The sequence below is a fragment of the Microcoleus sp. D2_18a_D3 genome (genome assembly GCF_036702455.1).
Taxonomy (GTDB): Bacteria; Cyanobacteriota; Cyanobacteriia; order Cyanobacteriales; family Microcoleaceae; genus Microcoleus.
On record NZ_JAUBTK010000017.1, the window covers coordinates 23,563 to 39,986 of the forward strand.

Below are 16,424 nucleotides of genomic sequence, written 5' to 3' on the forward strand. Positions count from 1 at the left end.
GTTAGTTATTATTAGTTATTTGTTATTAGTTATTTTTCAATAGCCAACTGCCAACCGTCAACTGCCAACCGTCAACTGCCAAAAGTCAACAGTCAACAGTCAACAGTCAACAGTCAACAGACTACTGAGCTACTGGAGCTTGTTCTGCCGGCCAGACTGTCGGTGCAGGAGCAGCAGGACGAGGGCGTCCTTGGGCTGGAGGCACTTCGTGAACCACACCAGACTGAGTTCTCACCTGCACGCAGCTAGGCGTAAACAAGAAAATACTTTCGCCAATTCGCTCTTGATGACCGTCAAGGGCATAAGTACCGCCCGCCACAAAGTCCACAGCTCTTTGCGCTTGGTCTGGGTCCATCACCGTCAGGTTCAAAACCACAGACTTGCGTTCCTTAAGGGCTCGAATTGCTGCCGGCATCTCTTCAAAAGTGCGCGGCTCCATTACTACTACTTCCGAAATCCCGTTCATAGCTCCAGGCATTCCAATCACGTTATTCATTACTGACCCTACTCCGCCGGTTGGTGCAACGACATCCATACCTGTCGATCCTACTACTGACCGCTCTCGCATTCTACGATTTTGACGACGTTCTTCTTCGGCTGCTGCGACGGCAGCGGGGTTGGGTTCAGGCGCTGGGTAGAAGTTCTGATAGCGCTCGCCTTCCGTTTCGTCGTAAACGTCATCGTACTCAGGCTCATTGTTGATGCCTACAAAATCTCGCAGTTTAGAAAAAATATTCATGATTTACGCTCCTTCACGACTTTGCTGCCCCGACTATACTCGCGTTGCGCGTTAGTCGCGGGTGGCTGACTATTCTATATTTAACCCAAATTGTCTTTATCAGAAGATTTCAATTATTTATCCCCTCCTAGAGCCAAATAAGGTTTGTCCTAGCCGTACCATAGTAGCACCTGCTTGAATTGCCAAATGATAATCTCCCGACATCCCCATCGAGAGCTGCTGCATTTGAATGCAGGGCAAATTTTGCTGCTGGATTTTCTGTGCAAGTTCGCGGGTGCTGTTAAATAATTCTAGGATTTGCGAGTCATCTAATCCCAGCGGAGGAATTGTCATCAAACCTTGAATTTTGATATGCTGACATTTGTTGAGTTCTGGAAGGTCGGCAAGCAGTTCTGGAACGCTCCAGCCGTATTTGTCCGGGTCTGGCAACATTTTTACTTGCAGGCAGACTTGGGGAGAGCAGGACTGTTCGCCCGCCAAGCGCGAAAGTCGCTGAGCGATTTTTAAATTGTCGAGAGAGTGAATCCACTGGAAATGCTCTAGGGCTTTGGCGGCTTTGTTGGCTTGCAAGTGCCCGATCAAGTGCCAGTTGATATCCGGCAAATCTTGCAGTTGGCTTTGTTTTTCGGCAGCCTCTTGAACCTTACTCTCGCCAAAATCCCGGATACCGGCATCATAAGCTTCGCGGATAGCATCAGTCGGTATCTGTTTGGTAACGGCAATTAACCGCACTGAGTCCGGCAAGTGTTGGCGAATGCTGTTAATTCGAGAGGCTATGGTCATGGGTACTCAACGCTCTTGACGGGAGGGAAGGAAAATTAAGACAGTTACCAATTACAAAATTACTGATTTTCGTTATTGAAATGTGCGCTGGTGAATGGTTTGCAATTGGTCGTACTCGTGATATTGACCGCTGCGACGCAGGGTTCGCAGGCGAATTTCAACCATGAGGCGAGCGTCGGAGCGGCTGATTGGTTCAAATCTCAGCCCGCCAGGGCCGTTTGTCACCAAAAAAAACAGGCGCTGGGCGTATAGGGTGGTAAATAATTCTTGGCTGTCTTCAACCTGGGATACCCTGAAGAGGAGGCCAAAGTTTGGATGATTCAGGTAAGTTTCGGTAGTCATTCACGCTCACAATCGATCAATTTTAGATTAAAGATTTAGATTTTAGATTTTAGTTTCGCTCGATCGCCCGACGGCGTTGTTTGACGGCGGGGTACAAAGGGCGATCGCCGTAGCCGTGCAGTAGTCTCCGTCGTGGCTGAGGCTCAATTGCCACTGGCAATTTCCCCAAACAGAGGCTTGTGCTGCTGCGGTTCCGTGCAGTTGCACATTGGGAGCACCGTTTTCGGAGCGCCGAATTTCCACATCTGCATACCGTATTCCCCGCCATCCCGTGCCTAGAGCTTTGACAACGGCTTCTTTTGCTGCCCAGCGCCCCGCTAGCTGGTTGCAGGAAACTCGATTCATTTTACCTTTAATGCTGCTGTGTTGAGAATTTTGTTGCCCGCAATCCCTTTGTTCGGCGGGCGTGTAAACTTTTTCGAGGAAGCGATCGCCAAACCGGTCTAATGCGGCTTGAATGCGCGGAACATATACGATATCTGTCCCAAGATAGATGTTCAAGGTCTTGGTTCTCTAAATATTTGTCTCCATTACTTTAGCAGTAGTGTGCAACCAATCATTCCTAATGCTTCAATCTAAAATTTATAAGGACTGACTTAGTATTGACGCTTTTGTGGGATATGAGATTCTGCTTTTCAATATCCTCAACTGTCAACTGTCAACTGTCAACTGTCAACTGTCAACTGTCAACTGTCAACTGTCAACTGTCAACTGTCAACTGTCCCAACCCCAAACAAAGCGGGCGCTCCAGAGGACGAGCAAGCATCCGAGGGCGATCCAGTCTCGGATTTTCAATTGCAACTGGTGCCATTCTACACGGTGTCGATCGGGACTGGTGAAGCCGCGAACTTTCATGGCGCTGGCTATTTGTTCAGCTCGCAGGAGCAAGTTTTCTAACAGCCGCTCGGCTATCATCAACCACACTTGAGCTGCGCTGCGAAATCCGAGTTTTTTCCAGTTTATCGCTCGGGTTCTGACCGATCGCACTAAATTTTGTATTTCTTCCAATACTAGGGGAATGAATCGCAAAGATAAAGTTAATGTTAAGGCTATTTCGGTAATAGGCCAGTTCAAGCGGCGCAGAGGCTGCATTAAGTTTTCAATCGCGGCGGTGATTTCTTCGCTGGCTGTGGTGAGAAGGTAGAGGTTGGTGCTGTAAATTACTGTGAAAAATAGGGTGCTGACGTTGATAGCTAAATCTAGGGATTGCCGGGTGATTTTAATCGGGCCTTGTTTGAATACAACGTAACGGTAGTTTGTGGGTTGGGGGAGTTGATTTGGGCTTTGGGCTTTGGGATTGGGGATTGGGGAGTTTGAGCCTAAGTTAAAAGGTTTGTACCAGGGTTTGGGCTCTTGACGGGGTGGAAGGGTTGCGGGCTGTTGGGAAAACGTTAATTCGTCGGCGGGGATGCGGGGCTGGTGCTCTGAGGGGAGTCCGTCGGGGGCGATCGCGCTGAGGCCAAATACTAATAGGCAGAATAGCAGCAGCAGTCCCATTTGCTGTTTCCACACGCGCAAGGGAATTGCGGCTGTTAGTGTCAGTACGATTAACATTGCTACTAGCATCAACCGCCAGATGGGATTGGCGAGTATTGGCGCGATCAAAAATGTCATCAACCAGGCTAGTTTGACGCGGGAGTCTAACCGGTGCAGCCAGGTTACGGGTTGTTCTAGGTAAAGTCCAATAGGGAGCGATCGCAATAAATCCATTTTGTCGCTTTTAGATTTTTAATAATATAAATTTATTGAACCGCGAAGACGCGAAGACGCGAAGGAAGAGAAAGAAGGAAGAGAAAAGAAAGAAACGCAATTTGCTTTGATTATTAAACTGCGTTTTTTCTTTAATCTAAAGTCTAGAATTACTTCACGCGCAGTGCTCTGTTTGTTGTGCTCATTTCGGTGGCACGAACTTTTTTGCCTCTCCAAAGTAGCCGCATTGGTGTACCGGTAAAGCCTAGATGTTTGCGGAATTGGCTTTCCATGTAGCGGCGGTAATTTTCGGTGAAGCGTTTGGGATCGTTGACAAATAGGGCGATTGTCGGTGGCTGCGATCGCACTTGAGTACCGTAATAGATTTTGCCTTGTTTTCCTTGGCGGGTAACTGGGGCTGAGTGCCAGCTTGTGGCTTCTTCTATGACTTCGTTAATGACGGCGGTAGTGACGCGGCGCTTGTGTTCGTCGGAGGCTTTGTCTACTAATTCAATGATTTTTTCAACTCGCTGTCCAGTCATGGCGCTAACAAAAATCATTTCGGCCCAGTCGAGGAAATAAAGTCGGGTTCTTACTTCTCTTTCGTACTCGTAGATGGTGTCGGAGTCTTTTTCTACTGCGTCCCATTTGTTGACGACTATGATGCAGGCGCGACCTTCTTCGCTGATGCGATCGGCTAATTTTTGGTCTTGATCGGTAACGCCGTCAATTGCGTCAATTACTAACAGTATGACGTTGGCGCGGCGGATGGCTTTGAAAGCGCGGTTGATGCCGAAAAATTCTGCGCCGTATTCGACGTTTTTCTTTTTACGAATTCCGGCTGTGTCGATCAGGCGGTAGGTTTTACCGTTGCGTTCTACTAAGGTGTCGATCGCGTCGCGGGTTGTGCCGGAAATCGGGCTGACTATGGCGCGATTTTCTCCGAGAAATGCGTTTAACAAACTCGATTTGCCGACGTTGGGACGACCGATAATTGCTACTTTAATTTCCTCAACTTCTGGTAATACTTCTGTGGGAAGGTAAGTAATTAATTTGTCAAGCAATTCGCCGGTGCCGTTGCCGTGAATGCCGGAAATTGGGTAAGGTTCTCCTAGTCCCAATTGCCAAAAGTCGGCGGCTTGGGTGAGTCCTGTATTTTCCGATTCGCATTTGTTGACGGCGAGAATGACGGGGACTTTTTGCAGTCTCAGCCAAGATGCGATCGCTTCGTCGCCGCCGGTGAGGCCGGTTTGTCCGTCTACTACGAAAATGGCTGCGCTGGCTTCTGCCAGGGCCGCCATTGCTTGTTCGCGAATTAAAGGCAGAAATTCTGTTTCGTCGTCGAATACTAGCCCGCCGGTGTCTACGACTTGATATTCCCGATCGCCCCAGTATGCTGGTCTGTAAGTGCGATCGCGCGTGATTCCTGGTTCGTCGTGGACGATCGCGTCTTGGGTGTTGGCCAAACGGTTGACGATCGTCGATTTGCCTACATTGGGGCGTCCAATAATAGCAACTATAGGTAGAGACATAAAAGTAGCAGCAATGAGGCTGCGCCGTAATTTTGAGGTTGAGCCTTTTATTGTAAGCGAAACTGGCTGAGATTGTATGCGATCGGGCTGCCTCGTGTATTCTACGCCCTCCGGGGCTGTGCGGCCCGCGCCGCGAACTCATGGCGACCTCCGGAAACGAGATAAAGTACGATCGGACTGTTAATTTGGATTACCAGAGCCTGGTAAGGATAAATGCTTGCTGCACATTCTCTAAAAATTGCTAAATGGAACGACTTATTTCTGTATTCGGGTTAGCTGTTTTTGTCGGTTTGTCCTACGCCTTTTCAGTCGATCGGCGCGCTGTCAAGTGGCCGCCCGTACTGTGGGGAATTGCCTTACAGCTAATTTTTGCTATTTTGATTCTCAAAACAGCTCCTGGTTTGGCTGTTTTTAAATTTTTGGGAGATTTGGTGACGCAGTTTCTAAATTTTTCTGATACGGGGGCAAAGTTTATATTTGGAGACAATTTTGCCGAACACTTTATCGCTTTTAAAGTACTACCGACTATCATTTTTTTCTCTTCCTTTATCACCCTACTTTATCACTACGGAATTTTGCAGCGAGTTGTGCAAGCAGTGGCATGGTTGATGATTAAAACCATGAAAACTTCTGGCGCCGAAACCCTTTCTTGTGCGGCGAATATCTTTATCGGGCAAACGGAAGCTCCTTTGTTAATTAAACCTTATTTGGCGGCGATGACGCTCTCGGAACTCCATGCTGTCATGACGGGAGGATTTGCCACAATTGCCGGCGGAGTCATGGCAGCTTATATTTCTTTTGGAGTACCGGCTCAACATCTAATTGCGGCGTCGGTGATGTCTGCACCAGCAGCTTTGGCTATTTCTAAATTGCTGTACCCAGAAACTGAAAAGTCGCTGACTGCTGGGGAGGTGGAGGTGAAGGTGGAACAGGTTTATGCTAATGCGGTGGATGCGGCGGCTTCGGGTGCTAGCGACGGGTTGAAGTTGGCGGCGAATGTGGCCGCTATGCTGATTGCTTTTTTGGGTTTGTTGGCTTTTTTTAATGCGCTTTTGGGGTGGTTTGGAGGGCTAATTAATTTGCCTCAATTGTCGCTAGAATTAATTTTAGCTTATTTGATGGCTCCGGTTGCTTGGCTGATGGGGGTGCCTTGGGCTGATTGTGCAGAGGTGGGGATTGTTTTGGGAAAAAAAACGATTTTGAATGAGTTTGTTGCTTATTTAGATTTGATGGAATTGGTGAAACAACAGGCGATTTCTGAACGATCGCAAATTATCTCTACTTATGCTTTGTGCGGGTTTTCTAACATTGGTTCGATCGGGATTCAGATTGGGGGGATTGGCGCGATGGCTCCTTCGCGGCAAGGCGATTTGGCGAGGTTGGGCGTGAGGGCGATGATTGCTGGCTCTTTGGCTTGTTTTATGACTGCTTGTATCGCGGGGATGCTGATTTGAAAGTTTTGAGTTTTTAGTTAAGCTGTGCGGTGTTTATGGTGCACCTTACATTAACTCCAGTAAATGTTAGTGAACTACCAGACGCTGACCACTTAAGTGGTACAGCGCTGGCTTCCTGATTCAACAGGGATAGCGTCCAACAAAACCGAAGTTTTACCAGATCGACTTACATCCCCTCCACAGGCAGAAGCGCTAGTTCCTAACGCCAAAATCCGCAAGGCTTCATTTCTAATGTTTATCGAGGCGTTTACATCACGGTCATGGTGAGTACCACAACGCTGACAACTCCATGCTCTAACATCAAGAGTGAGATTATCAACTCGATTTAGGCATACATGGCAAGTCTTAGAGCTAGGAAACCATCGATCAATCTCGACATATTGTTTTCCTTCACTCTCCGACTTGTACTTAAGCATCGTGCAGAACATACCCCAGCCAACGTCACTAATGGATTTGGCTAAATTATGGTTCTTTACCATGCCTTTGATATTGAGACTTTCTACTGCAATAACTTGGTTTTCGTTGACTATCTTGCGGGATAGCTTGTGCAGAAAATCTTCGCGGCATCGGGCAATTTTGGAGTGAACTTTTGCCACAGCCTGTCTTGCCTTTTTCCTGTTTTGACTGCCTTTCTTTTTGCGCTCAAGCTTCTGTTGCTTGCGCTTTAAGTTTCTTTGGCGTTTAACAAAATGCTTGGGATTACCGAACTTGGAACCATCACTGGTGATAGCAAAATGGGTTAACCCTACATCAATGCCAATAGCTTTATCTGCTGGGACTAACTCAGGCTGTTCTTTACCATCGTCAATCAAAACAGAAATAAAATGTTTGCCGTCCGGGTTGCGAGACACGGTAACGGTCTTGATGTCGCCCTCAAAATCACGATGTCGCCGACAGAAAACTAAACCAATCTTAGGTAGGTTGATATAGTCACCGTCGAATTTGACGTTTTGAGGATAGCTAATCGACTGTCTGCCATGCTTGGCTTTGAACTTGGGCAGCATCGCCCTCTTGTCAAAGAAGTTTTTGTAGGCAGTAGATAGATTCAATGCGACCACCTGCAAGCATTGAGAATAAGGTTCTTTTAACCATTCGTATTCTTTTTTGAGTGCAGGGAGCAAGCCTTGTATGTATGCCCTAGATAATCCTTTGCCAGTATTCTTGTAAGTTTCTTGACATAGATTCAAAGCATAGTTCCAGAACCATCTCGCACAGCCAAAAGACTTTGCAAGCAAGACATCTTGCTCATCTGTGGGATAAATTCTGTACTTGTATGCTTTATACATTTATCAAGAATGCAGAATACCGATAAAATCATCATAGCGCACAAAAACGATATTGATTCGCTGTCGCTCAATTTATTTTTACCGCGAGTTTTCATCCCGACGCTCACCTTCGGTAGAGCGCGGGACTTCCCATTCGCATTAGTTAAATAAAAGTTAAAAAACCCACAAAATTATTTGATGGGTGGTATTGCTTTGATGATTGCCGAGGCAGGACATGAAATTTTAGCGATCGGCTATTATTGAAAATAAGCAGGAGTTTAGTTTTTGACGAAAGCTTAAAACAGCAGCTTAAAAATGGAAACTAAATTTCCCTCAAAGCTCAACACATTAGGTGGTAATATGGCTGTTCTGCAACTAGAAGACGGTAGAACATATACGGATCTCCGGGCGATCGCCAGTCAACTGGCAGTTTTAAATATTGAGATCGATTTCCTGCCCGCAAACGAAAATCCGGCGTTTCAAGAACTGCTCGTTCAAGACATTCTCAATGTTACAGAAAAACAGCAGATTCTCGCAGCATTTAATAGCGAGTTTGAACAGTTTAAGCGCGTCAGCGGATATAAGTGGTGCGACTTAAAAGTGCTGCATCCAGGTTCGCAGCAGATTTACGCGCTGATGACTCAAAGCGATCGCACTCATACCCACACAGATGCAGAAGTTCTTCACATTTTAGCTGGGGAATGCGTTTTTGGGTTTGTGTATTCTAACGGCTCTCAGGTACAACTAATGCTGCAAGCTGAAGAATACATTAAAGTGCCGGCGAATACCGAACATTGGTTTTATCTCACTCCGTCGCTGTACTTGAAAGCCTTGCAGTATTACACCACTGCTCAAGGCTGGGTTCCTCAGTATACTAACAGGAAACTAAAAATTAAAAATTAAGAGCCAGAAGAAGAGGGGAAATTTGTAGAGGAGGAAGAAGAAGATGAAACAGAATTGGGTGACTTACTATCAAGCGGTGGAAGGTCGCCCGCCGCATGAAACTTTGCTGAAAGCCTTGTCAATTTTTGACACGGAACCGTTGCTCGATCGTCCTCGATTCGCTGTAGATTTAGGCTGTGGCGATGGACGAGATACGGTGGAACTCCTGCGTCGAGGCTGGCGGGTTTTAGCGATTGACAGGGAACAAAATGCCTTCGATCGCCTGCTGGAGCGTCCGATTCAACGCGATCTCCTGCAAACTCAATTGATGCGTTTTGAAACTTTAACTTTGCCTCAATCGATCGATCTAATCAATGCCAGTTTTTGCCTTCCTTTTTGTCAGCCCGCCGATTTCCCCCATCTTTGGGAAACGATTGTGACATCGCTAAATCCAGGAGGATATTTCTGCGGTCAATTGTTTGGCGATCGCGACTCATGGGCTGTTTATCCCGATCGCACTCATCATACTCGCGGACAAATTCAAGTGCTGCTAAAGTCCTTTGAGATTGAGTGGTTTGACGAAGAAGAACATCCTGGAGTAACGGCGCTAGGCGAGGAAAAACACTGGCATATTTTTCACATTGTTGCTCGTAAGAGAGATTAATATATATAGTGCCGACTGCTTAAAGAAGTCGGCACTCTCTTGAAGTCGGAGTTCTGGAAAAGTTGCAGATCGTTTTTACTGAACTTTTCGGAATTTACCGTTAAATTAGCTTCCTAATGGCTAAGGAATGAAAAATAAATAAGGTGACTAATAGAGCAAGAGTTTACCTTGGATCAAGGCTTCTGGGGTTTAATTGTGCAAGTTATTGATTTTTCATTCCTTAGTCTCGAACCTTTCTGATTTTTTAAATGCTTTCTCATTCAGCGGGTCCGGCCATTTCAATTTCTTCGCATCGCTGCAAAAGTGCTTCTATTTCCTGGGCTAAAAAAATTACTTCCGGCCAAGAAGAACCGTTAATTAAATCTTGAGCGTGAGCTAATTTGTTTCTCAATGCTTCTGCTGACTTTAAAAAACGCTCCCCGTAGCGTTTGGATTTGAGCCCCAGCCGATCGACTATTTCTGCCGAAGTCAGGATTAAATCTCGCTTGTCGCAGAATTGCAGGTAATCGATTAAGTCAATTGCTTCATTTCGCGCTCGCCCCAATTCCCAAAGGTGTTTTGCCGCTAAGATGCGATCGCCCTTAAGCAATTTTTGCCAAGAATCTTGGGGAAAGTAGATCCGCACGATCCGCAATAAATTCATTTCCAAAAGCGTCACCAATCCAAACAGCAGCATCCGCACCGGTGCTTTTTGCAAATCGCCGCAGGTAACGATACCGTTGATCCTGTTGCTTTCCAATACAAATAATCTCGGTTTTTCTCGCAGCAGCGGCAGCAATTCCATCAAAGGAGTGGCGGCGGCGATTAATTCCGAGGGGTGAAAAATTTGCTGGTAGTCGTTGCACTTGCCTGTCTTTAAGTGCGATCGTTCTACATAGCCGCAAACCGTGCCCTTTTCTTCTATACCGATCACGTCAAAATCGCGGGCCTCCATCCACGATCGCAATTTGGCTGCATCATCGCAAGCGGGGACTGATTTCAGCGGTTCCGCGAGATATTTAACTGTAATGCTGTCTTTGAATAAATCCCGCAAGTCGGCGGAACTTGATTTTAAATGTTTCATCTCATGTCTGGTAATTTCATGGATCTTTGCGCGACAAGAGGACAATTAATATTGTAACTGCAACTAGAGACGCGGCACTACCGTGGGAGAATCTCAGTTTTGTAAAAAGCGTTTTTTAGGAGTGCGAACGTCCCCCTTGCACTCCTGTAAAATCAAAACTAAGATGCTGCCTTACCCGTTGGTGTCAACTTAACGTTAAACCCTCAGTCTGGCTCTTGTTGAAACCCCTGCCTCAAAGCGAAAGTCATCGCTATGAGGACTAATGAGTTCTTCAGTCCTCTTTGAGAGGACTTTAGCTATGAGACAGGGAATTCATTCCCTGGCGGACTGCCGGCTGAGCGGGAGGACTGGCGGACTAAAAGCTTAAGTTGACACTAATATGCCTTACCGTTTCCCTACAAATTTCATGATATTACTTACTGGCTAACTCCGGGCAATAATGGTTGGCGGCAAGAGTGGTAATAATATCGGCATCCGCAAGAAAACTTTCTTTGAGACTTGGATTTTCGATACTGACAGCTTGCCCGAGCGCTCTTAATTTAACTTCCGGCAGAGAAACTCCAGATTTTGCTTCGGCACACATTCTTTTAGCGGCCGCAATTTTTTGACCAGGCGCCCTTTGGATTGCTTGCAATAAATTGTCCGTTGCTTCGGGAGAGTAGCTTTTTGCTAAGCGTTTGTAGTCTTCGAGAAATTTCCCATCGTTTCCTGTCAGCTTAATGTCGGATTCTTGAGGCAAACACAACTGGTTTAAGTTAATTACTTCTCCCGCTGAATTGACAAGAAAACATCCTTCACGTTCTTGGGCGATCGCGCTTTGGTTGCTGGGGACAAATTGTATAATAACGGCGGACATAACAGCAGTTAAACGCGAGTATTTTAGCATGGTAATTACGTGATATATTTGGAATTTTTAACTGCCGAATGCGGAGCAATGCGGTATTCTTGAGTTAGAGCGTGTCCGGTCAATTAACCGACGAAATACTTGGAAAGGCTAGTTTCACCAACACTATCTAATTTCTACTAACAATCGGCATACATAAACCAGCCCCGACTAAGCGAAAAGAAATCATTGCAGGAAAATCAACTGACATAATATCAGACGAACATTTCGTTGTCTAGAGAAGTTTTCATTAACAGCAAACATCCCCCTTGTGTGAGGGGCGAATGTGTGGAACCGGGAACCGAGCGAATGTAGTCGCCTTGATGGCAAATTTCCCCTTCTACAATTAAGTCTCCTTCTAATACAAGCACTTCCTCCGAGGCAGCGTGTCGGTGCATGGGAAATGTTACTCCAGGTTCTAGGCGCATCAAGCAGGTCATTTCGCGCTTTTTTTTGTCAATGTAAAGCTTGCCGAACGAAACTCCCGGAGCTCCATAAGATTTCCATTTGACATCGTGCGATCGCACTATTAAAGATGGAGTATTGTTCTCTGTTGGGGAAGTAACAATTGGCTTTAAATTGACTGATTCTACCGGGGTTGGCGGCAGTTCTGCTATGCGCTGGAACAGGCGGTTTTTGAGGTCGGGGGCGACGGGCACTGGCGGGGATGTGTAGGCGATCGCGGCAATTGCCGCTTCAAAAGCTGCTAATTCACTTGTAAGTTCTGCGGACTCTTTCAATTTTTCTGCAAATGCGCCGCGTTCTGACTCGTCGAGGGTATCGAGAGCTTGAAGGGCTGCAAGGATTTTATATTCCTCGTCTGGCATCATTTCCATCTGTTTTTCGCCAATAATTGTAATTCCGCCTAAGTTGATTTTAAATTTGAGATTGTCTGCTACCCTCGCACTCAAGATGGATGATTGGAGATGCCACAATTTTAGATTGATGTTAAACAACTTAAATTTTGTTTTTTGACTATCTAAAATTCTTCGCTCAAAGCTTGACGCAATTTGGAAATACCCAACCGAATTCTGGTTTTGATTGTACCTGTCGGGATACCAGTTTTAGCCGCGATCGCCGCGCAAGTCAGCCCTTGGTAGTAGGCGAGTTCGATCGCCTGTTGCTGTTCCCTTGGCAGTTTTTCTAAGGCTGCTTTGACTTGTTCCCTGCGTTCTTTAAACATTGCATCTTCCATCGGTTCTGCAACGCTAGACATGGGTACTTTAGCCTCTTCCAGACAAGCTTCAGCAGCCCGGACTGTTCGCTGCACAGCTCGCAGCCGATCGAGGGAACGACTGCGGGTAAGCATGAACAACCAGGTATCTGCTCGACTGCGAGAAGGATCGTAAGTTGCTGCTTTTTGCCAAATTTGGGAAAAAACATCGAGTACCACTTCTTCAGCTTCTTCTACCGAACCCAGGATTTTGTAAGCGAGAGCGTAGCTTGGGCGACCGTAGCGGTCGTAAAGTTTAGCTAATGCCGTTTGGTCTTTCCGGGCAATCTGCACTAAAAGCAGCGATTCATCGCCTGACTTCTGGCCTGTCATCTCAGTGTACCGAAAATTTTTGTTTTGACTGCACAGATCCAAAATTAAAAATTCGGCGTATATCCCTACAGAACATAATTGTAAGTTTGAAGTTGGGGTACAAACTGGAGTATGCCTTTTTAGGCTAATTTTGTCGTGCTTTGAATTGTAAAAATCCCAAGTCATCTTGAATTTTACCACCTAATTAGTGATTTTTTTGAGACTTAGCAATCCGCTTTATGTAGAACGAAGAAATGCCCGGAGCCTGAACAGTCAATCGATTTTAGATTTTAGATTTTAGATTTTAGATTAAAGAATTGAAGCATTGACCCCACGAATTTATTCGGGGGGCAAGTTTCATCGGATACAGGTTTTTTATTTCTCCACGGATGAATCCGGGCGCTTGTATCCTGGATGCTTTCGGTCAAAACCGCGCCATTCACTCGTTCCCAAGCTTTGTTCGATCGCTCCCAAGAAGAGCCTGGGAACCCCTATAAGCGAGGCTCTGGCTCCACTCGATCGAGGGAAGCCGTGTCTCCAAGCAGGCATTCCCAAGCATAGTGCGGGAACGAGTAAATCCTCAATTACCCACTTTTTTACATAAATTAGTCTGGCAGCACAGATCCAAAATTGCCAAACCTTCGTATACCACCAATAGGAGAAGGCTCAGCAACAGCGCCAAAGCCCGACAGGTTGACAGATTTCAACCTGTTGCTACAAAAGTAAAACCCGCGACTGCGGGGTATTTGCCATTGATTTGTGCAAAAAATTCATTGAAATAAAGGTGCTAACTGTGAAGCTCACAAAAAAAATTCGCCGAACCATACTAGCTATTGAAGTAGCTCTAATTGCTCTATTAACTCCCGGGATAATTGTCGCTTCCGACCACGACGACGGCGAAGTAGATATCAAAGGTCGCGCTGTAAATTTAACTGACCTGTACGTATATCGCGAAAAAGACCAAAACTCCGGTGCTGCGGACGGGGATTTAGTATTCACCATGAATTCAAATCCCAGGTCTGTAGCCCGTTATCAATATTATTTCAGCACTACAGCCCTCTACCAATTTCACATCACCCAGGTAGGTGACGTGAATTCTACACCTACTGGACGTTCGGATATTATCTTGCGGTTTGCCTTCAGTCCGCCTAACAATCAAGGTATGCAAGCGGTAGCTGTAACTGTTGTTCGCGGTGGCTCAGAGACTGTTGCTAAGACTACAGTTAACGGCGGGCTAATTGCTACAACTCCGCTGAATTCTAATGCTGTTTTGAATACAGTACCTGTGGGCGGTTCTAACTTGACTGTATTTGCCGGGTTGCGGGAAGACCCGTTTTTCTTTGATGTGGAACAATTTTTCCGAGTTCGCGCCGCAGCTTTGGGAACAGGGCCGCGCACTGCTTTTAAACAACCGAATCAAGCGATCGACTTTACTAAAGGTTACAACGTCAATACAATTGCCGTGCGGGTTCCAAAAGCGTTTTTGCAAGCAGGAACTGGGGCGAATACTTTTGATGTTTGGTCAACGGTTTCGATCCGGGATGGAGCTGGCGGTTTCAAACAATTCGAGCGTTTGGCGAGACCTGCAATTAATGAGGGTTTGATAGTTTCTCCCGCTTATCTGGAAGCTTTCAATAATATTCCTCCGAGGTTGGATTTGAGCGCTGCTGCTGCTCCGGTGCGCCAGGAAGCTGTTACTACTCTCAATGCTGTGGATCTTTTGGACGGTCGGGATAATGTCGATCCAAATGCGATCGCCGGAGCTTTCTTACCCGATGTCATGCGGATCGATACCACAAAAACCAGCGGCTACGCTAGCGCTACAAATGCTCAAGGAAGCTTGATCGGAGGTCGTATGCTGATGGACGACGTTATTGATATCACTCTGGGAGCTTTGGTAGGTTCTCCGGTTAGCGATAACGTTTCATATAACGGAACTCCAGGAAATCCGGCTCAGGGACACAAACCTTTAGAACCGAATTTTCCTTATTTGGCTTTGCCTAATTAGTCAGTTGACAGTTGACAGTTGACAGTTGACAGTTGATGATAGTCAGCTCTATGAATGTAGGGTGCGTCGCTATGAGATTTTTAATGAAACTTGCAGATTATAGATGGCGACGCACCTTACCACAATAGAAAAGGCTTTTTTTGACCGCAGATGAAGGCGGATTAACGCAGATGAACGCGGATGTATGAAAACTAAAATTAAACAGGAAATAAAATCGGATGTTGGGTCGTGGTGGCTGCTGATAGTAGTTCCTTTAGTTGGGATGGTAGTTGTGAATTTACCTCCTAATTTGCGTTTGATTTCAGATAATTTTTCTAACAAAATCCCCGAAAATCTCGATACTAATTACCGATATCATTTTTCGGAAAGTTTGAGAAATAATCCCAATCAAAAGGAAGCAATTCAGCAAGAGATTGCTTTTTACCAGCAGCGGTTGGCCGTTGATTCCCGCAGCGGTTTGAACCGGGCATCACTGGCGGGATCTTATTTAAAAATGGCTCGGGCTACTGGGGAGGGAGGTTGGTTTTTATTGGCGGAACAGGCGGCTCAAAGGTCGATCGCCGATTTGCCTTTTGACAACCAAGGTGCGCTGTTAGTTTTAGCTCGAATTGCTGAGGCGAGACACGATTTTGCTACTGCTTTGCGCTTTGCTAAACAGGCGGGTTCTGACAATGAAGATGCGATCGCCCTTTCAGTTACATCTCACTTAGCGATGGGTAAAGTGAGCGAGGCAAATGCAGCCGCAGAAGCCTTAGTTAAACGGATTCCTAACTTGGGTTCTCTCACTTTGAGAGCTTTGGTGAGAGAGTCTCAGGGCCGAGACGCTGAGGTTTTGCAGGATTACCGCCAAGCAATGGCGGCGGAGGAACCGGGAGAGGTTGCTGGTTCGGCGCGGGTTCGATCGCTCTTGGGTCGATTTTACGCGCGTCGTGGGCAGTTTGTGCAGGCGAAAGCGCTGTTTTTGGAGGCGCTGCGGTTGGTGCCGCGATACCCGCTGGCGCTGATTTATTTGGCGGATTTGGAGACGCGGCAAGGCAATTATCGGGAGGCGGAAGGCTATTACAGCAAGGTTTCTGCTTATTCTGGCGGGGTTGAGACTGTGTTCGATCGCATTGTCGATCGCGGTATGGCGAGGGTGAAGGATTTGCAGGGAGATGCGATCAAATCCCGGCGACTTCGCGACAAAGCAGAAGCGGGGCTGCGACAGGAACAGGTTTCTGGATCGGGCGGTTTTGGGCACCGCAGGGATTTGGCAAGTTTGCTGCTGGAAAAAGGTCGATCGCAGGATGTCACCGAAGCGCTGGCGTTAATGCAGGAGGAGGTGAAAATTCGGCGGGATGCTGTAACTTTGGATACTTTGGCTTGGGCGCTTTCCGCCGCTGGGGAATGGCAAAAGGCCGATCGAGTGATGGCCGAAATAATACGATCGGGGATTCGGGATGCAGGGATGTTTTACCGGGCTGGTGCGATCGCCCGGACTTTAGGTAAGGATGCTGAATCTCGCGCTTATTTTCAAAAGTCCAAGGAAATTGACCCGAGTTTTGACGATCGATCCCGCCAAGCATTGGGTTTGGGAAGTTATGAATTTTGAGATT

Annotated in this window: 17 protein-coding genes; 5 read left to right on the plus strand and 12 right to left on the minus strand. The window is 46.6% G+C overall.

Annotated elements, in window-relative coordinates:
• Positions 1–121 precede the first annotated feature (121 nt).
• From QUB06_RS10540 to der, 6 genes are all read right to left on the minus strand, one after another.
• Positions 122–739 (minus strand): cell division protein SepF, encoded by a 618-nt coding sequence (locus QUB06_RS10540; protein ID WP_242723113.1) that lies wholly within the window; start codon positions 737–739, stop codon positions 122–124.
• Between the two features lie 117 nt (positions 740–856).
• Positions 857–1,522, minus strand: coding sequence for a YggS family pyridoxal phosphate-dependent enzyme (locus QUB06_RS10545; protein ID WP_333435244.1), 666 nt, complete (start codon positions 1,520–1,522; stop codon positions 857–859).
• A gap of 72 nt (positions 1,523–1,594) precedes the next feature.
• Positions 1,595–1,864, minus strand: a complete 270-nt coding sequence (gene pipX / locus QUB06_RS10550; RefSeq protein WP_333058020.1) for a transcriptional coactivator PipX — start codon at positions 1,862–1,864, stop codon at positions 1,595–1,597.
• Between the two features lie 42 nt (positions 1,865–1,906).
• Positions 1,907–2,365: a holo-ACP synthase gene (gene acpS / locus QUB06_RS10555; RefSeq protein WP_333155124.1), complete on the minus strand. Its 459-nt coding sequence runs from the start codon at positions 2,363–2,365 to the stop codon at positions 1,907–1,909.
• Between the two features lie 213 nt (positions 2,366–2,578).
• The gene (locus tag QUB06_RS10560; RefSeq protein WP_333435245.1) at positions 2,579–3,574 is read right to left on the minus strand and encodes an energy-coupling factor transporter transmembrane protein EcfT; all 996 of its coding nucleotides are present in this window, start codon (positions 3,572–3,574) and stop codon (positions 2,579–2,581) included.
• Positions 3,575–3,723: 149 nt separating this feature from the next.
• Positions 3,724–5,085 (minus strand): ribosome biogenesis GTPase Der, encoded by a 1,362-nt coding sequence (gene der, locus QUB06_RS10565; RefSeq protein ID WP_333435246.1) that lies wholly within the window; start codon positions 5,083–5,085, stop codon positions 3,724–3,726.
• Between the two features lie 245 nt (positions 5,086–5,330).
• Here der and QUB06_RS10570 point away from each other — a divergent pair, with 245 nt between their 5' ends.
• Complete coding sequence (locus QUB06_RS10570; RefSeq protein ID WP_333435247.1) at positions 5,331–6,539, plus strand: NupC/NupG family nucleoside CNT transporter; 1,209 nt, start codon at positions 5,331–5,333, stop codon at positions 6,537–6,539.
• A 92-nt stretch (positions 6,540–6,631) separates the two neighbouring features.
• On the opposite strand, the gene QUB06_RS10575 is transcribed toward QUB06_RS10570, so the two are convergent.
• The gene (locus tag QUB06_RS10575) at positions 6,632–7,825 is read right to left on the minus strand and encodes an RNA-guided endonuclease TnpB family protein (RefSeq protein ID WP_333435248.1); all 1,194 of its coding nucleotides are present in this window, start codon (positions 7,823–7,825) and stop codon (positions 6,632–6,634) included.
• A gap of 294 nt (positions 7,826–8,119) precedes the next feature.
• On the opposite strand from QUB06_RS10575, the gene QUB06_RS10580 reads away from it, so the two are divergent.
• Both QUB06_RS10580 and QUB06_RS10585 read left to right on the plus strand, forming a co-directional pair.
• On the plus strand, positions 8,120–8,707 hold the full coding sequence (locus QUB06_RS10580) for an acireductone dioxygenase (RefSeq protein ID WP_333435249.1): 588 nt from the start codon (positions 8,120–8,122) through the stop codon (positions 8,705–8,707).
• 43 nt (positions 8,708–8,750) lie between these two features.
• On the plus strand, positions 8,751–9,350 hold the full coding sequence (locus QUB06_RS10585) for a class I SAM-dependent methyltransferase (RefSeq protein WP_333435250.1): 600 nt from the start codon (positions 8,751–8,753) through the stop codon (positions 9,348–9,350).
• 256 nt (positions 9,351–9,606) lie between these two features.
• Here QUB06_RS10585 and QUB06_RS10590 read toward each other — a convergent pair whose 3' ends face one another.
• The 5 genes from QUB06_RS10590 to QUB06_RS10610 all read right to left on the minus strand — a co-directional run bounded on the left by QUB06_RS10590 (position 9,607) and on the right by QUB06_RS10610 (position 13,370).
• The gene (locus QUB06_RS10590) at positions 9,607–10,413 is read right to left on the minus strand and encodes a hypothetical protein (protein ID WP_333435251.1); all 807 of its coding nucleotides are present in this window, start codon (positions 10,411–10,413) and stop codon (positions 9,607–9,609) included.
• A gap of 412 nt (positions 10,414–10,825) precedes the next feature.
• Positions 10,826–11,299: a DUF732 domain-containing protein gene (locus tag QUB06_RS10595; protein ID WP_333435252.1), complete on the minus strand. Its 474-nt coding sequence runs from the start codon at positions 11,297–11,299 to the stop codon at positions 10,826–10,828.
• Between the two features lie 212 nt (positions 11,300–11,511).
• A complete protein-coding gene (locus QUB06_RS10600; RefSeq protein WP_333435253.1) occupies positions 11,512–12,252 on the minus strand; it encodes a cupin domain-containing protein in 741 nt (246 codons plus the stop codon).
• Positions 12,253–12,275: 23 nt separating this feature from the next.
• Complete coding sequence (locus QUB06_RS10605) at positions 12,276–12,842, minus strand: sigma-70 family RNA polymerase sigma factor (RefSeq protein WP_333435254.1); 567 nt, start codon at positions 12,840–12,842, stop codon at positions 12,276–12,278.
• 354 nt (positions 12,843–13,196) lie between these two features.
• Entirely contained in the window at positions 13,197–13,370 is a 174-nt protein-coding gene (locus QUB06_RS10610) for a hypothetical protein (protein WP_333435255.1), read from the minus strand.
• Between the two features lie 244 nt (positions 13,371–13,614).
• Between QUB06_RS10610 and QUB06_RS10615 the strand changes: the two genes are divergently transcribed.
• Together QUB06_RS10615 and QUB06_RS10620 are read left to right on the plus strand one after the other, a co-directional pair.
• Positions 13,615–14,829, plus strand: a complete 1,215-nt coding sequence (locus QUB06_RS10615) for a DUF4331 domain-containing protein (RefSeq protein WP_333435256.1) — start codon at positions 13,615–13,617, stop codon at positions 14,827–14,829.
• A 184-nt stretch (positions 14,830–15,013) separates the two neighbouring features.
• Positions 15,014–16,420, plus strand: a complete 1,407-nt coding sequence (locus tag QUB06_RS10620) for a tetratricopeptide repeat protein (RefSeq protein ID WP_333435257.1) — start codon at positions 15,014–15,016, stop codon at positions 16,418–16,420.
• Positions 16,421–16,424 lie beyond the last annotated feature (4 nt).

What these genes read in the sequence shown, in the direction of transcription:
- QUB06_RS10540 (WP_242723113.1), bottom strand. Translation starts at nt 739, where the DNA reads ATGAATATTTTTTCTAAACTGCGAGATTTTGTAGGCATCAACAATGAG.
- QUB06_RS10545 (WP_333435244.1), bottom strand. Translation starts at nt 1,522, where the DNA reads ATGACCATAGCCTCTCGAATTAACAGCATTCGCCAACACTTGCCGGAC.
- pipX (WP_333058020.1), bottom strand. Translation starts at nt 1,864, where the DNA reads ATGACTACCGAAACTTACCTGAATCATCCAAACTTTGGCCTCCTCTTC.
- QUB06_RS10560 (WP_333435245.1), bottom strand. Translation starts at nt 3,574, where the DNA reads ATGGATTTATTGCGATCGCTCCCTATTGGACTTTACCTAGAACAACCC.
- der (WP_333435246.1), bottom strand. Translation starts at nt 5,085, where the DNA reads ATGTCTCTACCTATAGTTGCTATTATTGGACGCCCCAATGTAGGCAAA.
- QUB06_RS10570 (WP_333435247.1), top strand. Translation starts at nt 5,331, where the DNA reads ATGGAACGACTTATTTCTGTATTCGGGTTAGCTGTTTTTGTCGGTTTG.
- QUB06_RS10575 (WP_333435248.1), bottom strand. Translation starts at nt 7,825, where the DNA reads ATGTATAAAGCATACAAGTACAGAATTTATCCCACAGATGAGCAAGAT.
- QUB06_RS10580 (WP_333435249.1), top strand. Translation starts at nt 8,120, where the DNA reads ATGGAAACTAAATTTCCCTCAAAGCTCAACACATTAGGTGGTAATATG.
- QUB06_RS10585 (WP_333435250.1), top strand. Translation starts at nt 8,751, where the DNA reads ATGAAACAGAATTGGGTGACTTACTATCAAGCGGTGGAAGGTCGCCCG.
- QUB06_RS10590 (WP_333435251.1), bottom strand. Translation starts at nt 10,413, where the DNA reads ATGAAACATTTAAAATCAAGTTCCGCCGACTTGCGGGATTTATTCAAA.
- QUB06_RS10595 (WP_333435252.1), bottom strand. Translation starts at nt 11,299, where the DNA reads ATGCTAAAATACTCGCGTTTAACTGCTGTTATGTCCGCCGTTATTATA.
- QUB06_RS10605 (WP_333435254.1), bottom strand. Translation starts at nt 12,842, where the DNA reads ATGACAGGCCAGAAGTCAGGCGATGAATCGCTGCTTTTAGTGCAGATT.
- QUB06_RS10610 (WP_333435255.1), bottom strand. Translation starts at nt 13,370, where the DNA reads ATGCCTGCTTGGAGACACGGCTTCCCTCGATCGAGTGGAGCCAGAGCC.
- QUB06_RS10620 (WP_333435257.1), top strand. Translation starts at nt 15,014, where the DNA reads ATGAAAACTAAAATTAAACAGGAAATAAAATCGGATGTTGGGTCGTGG.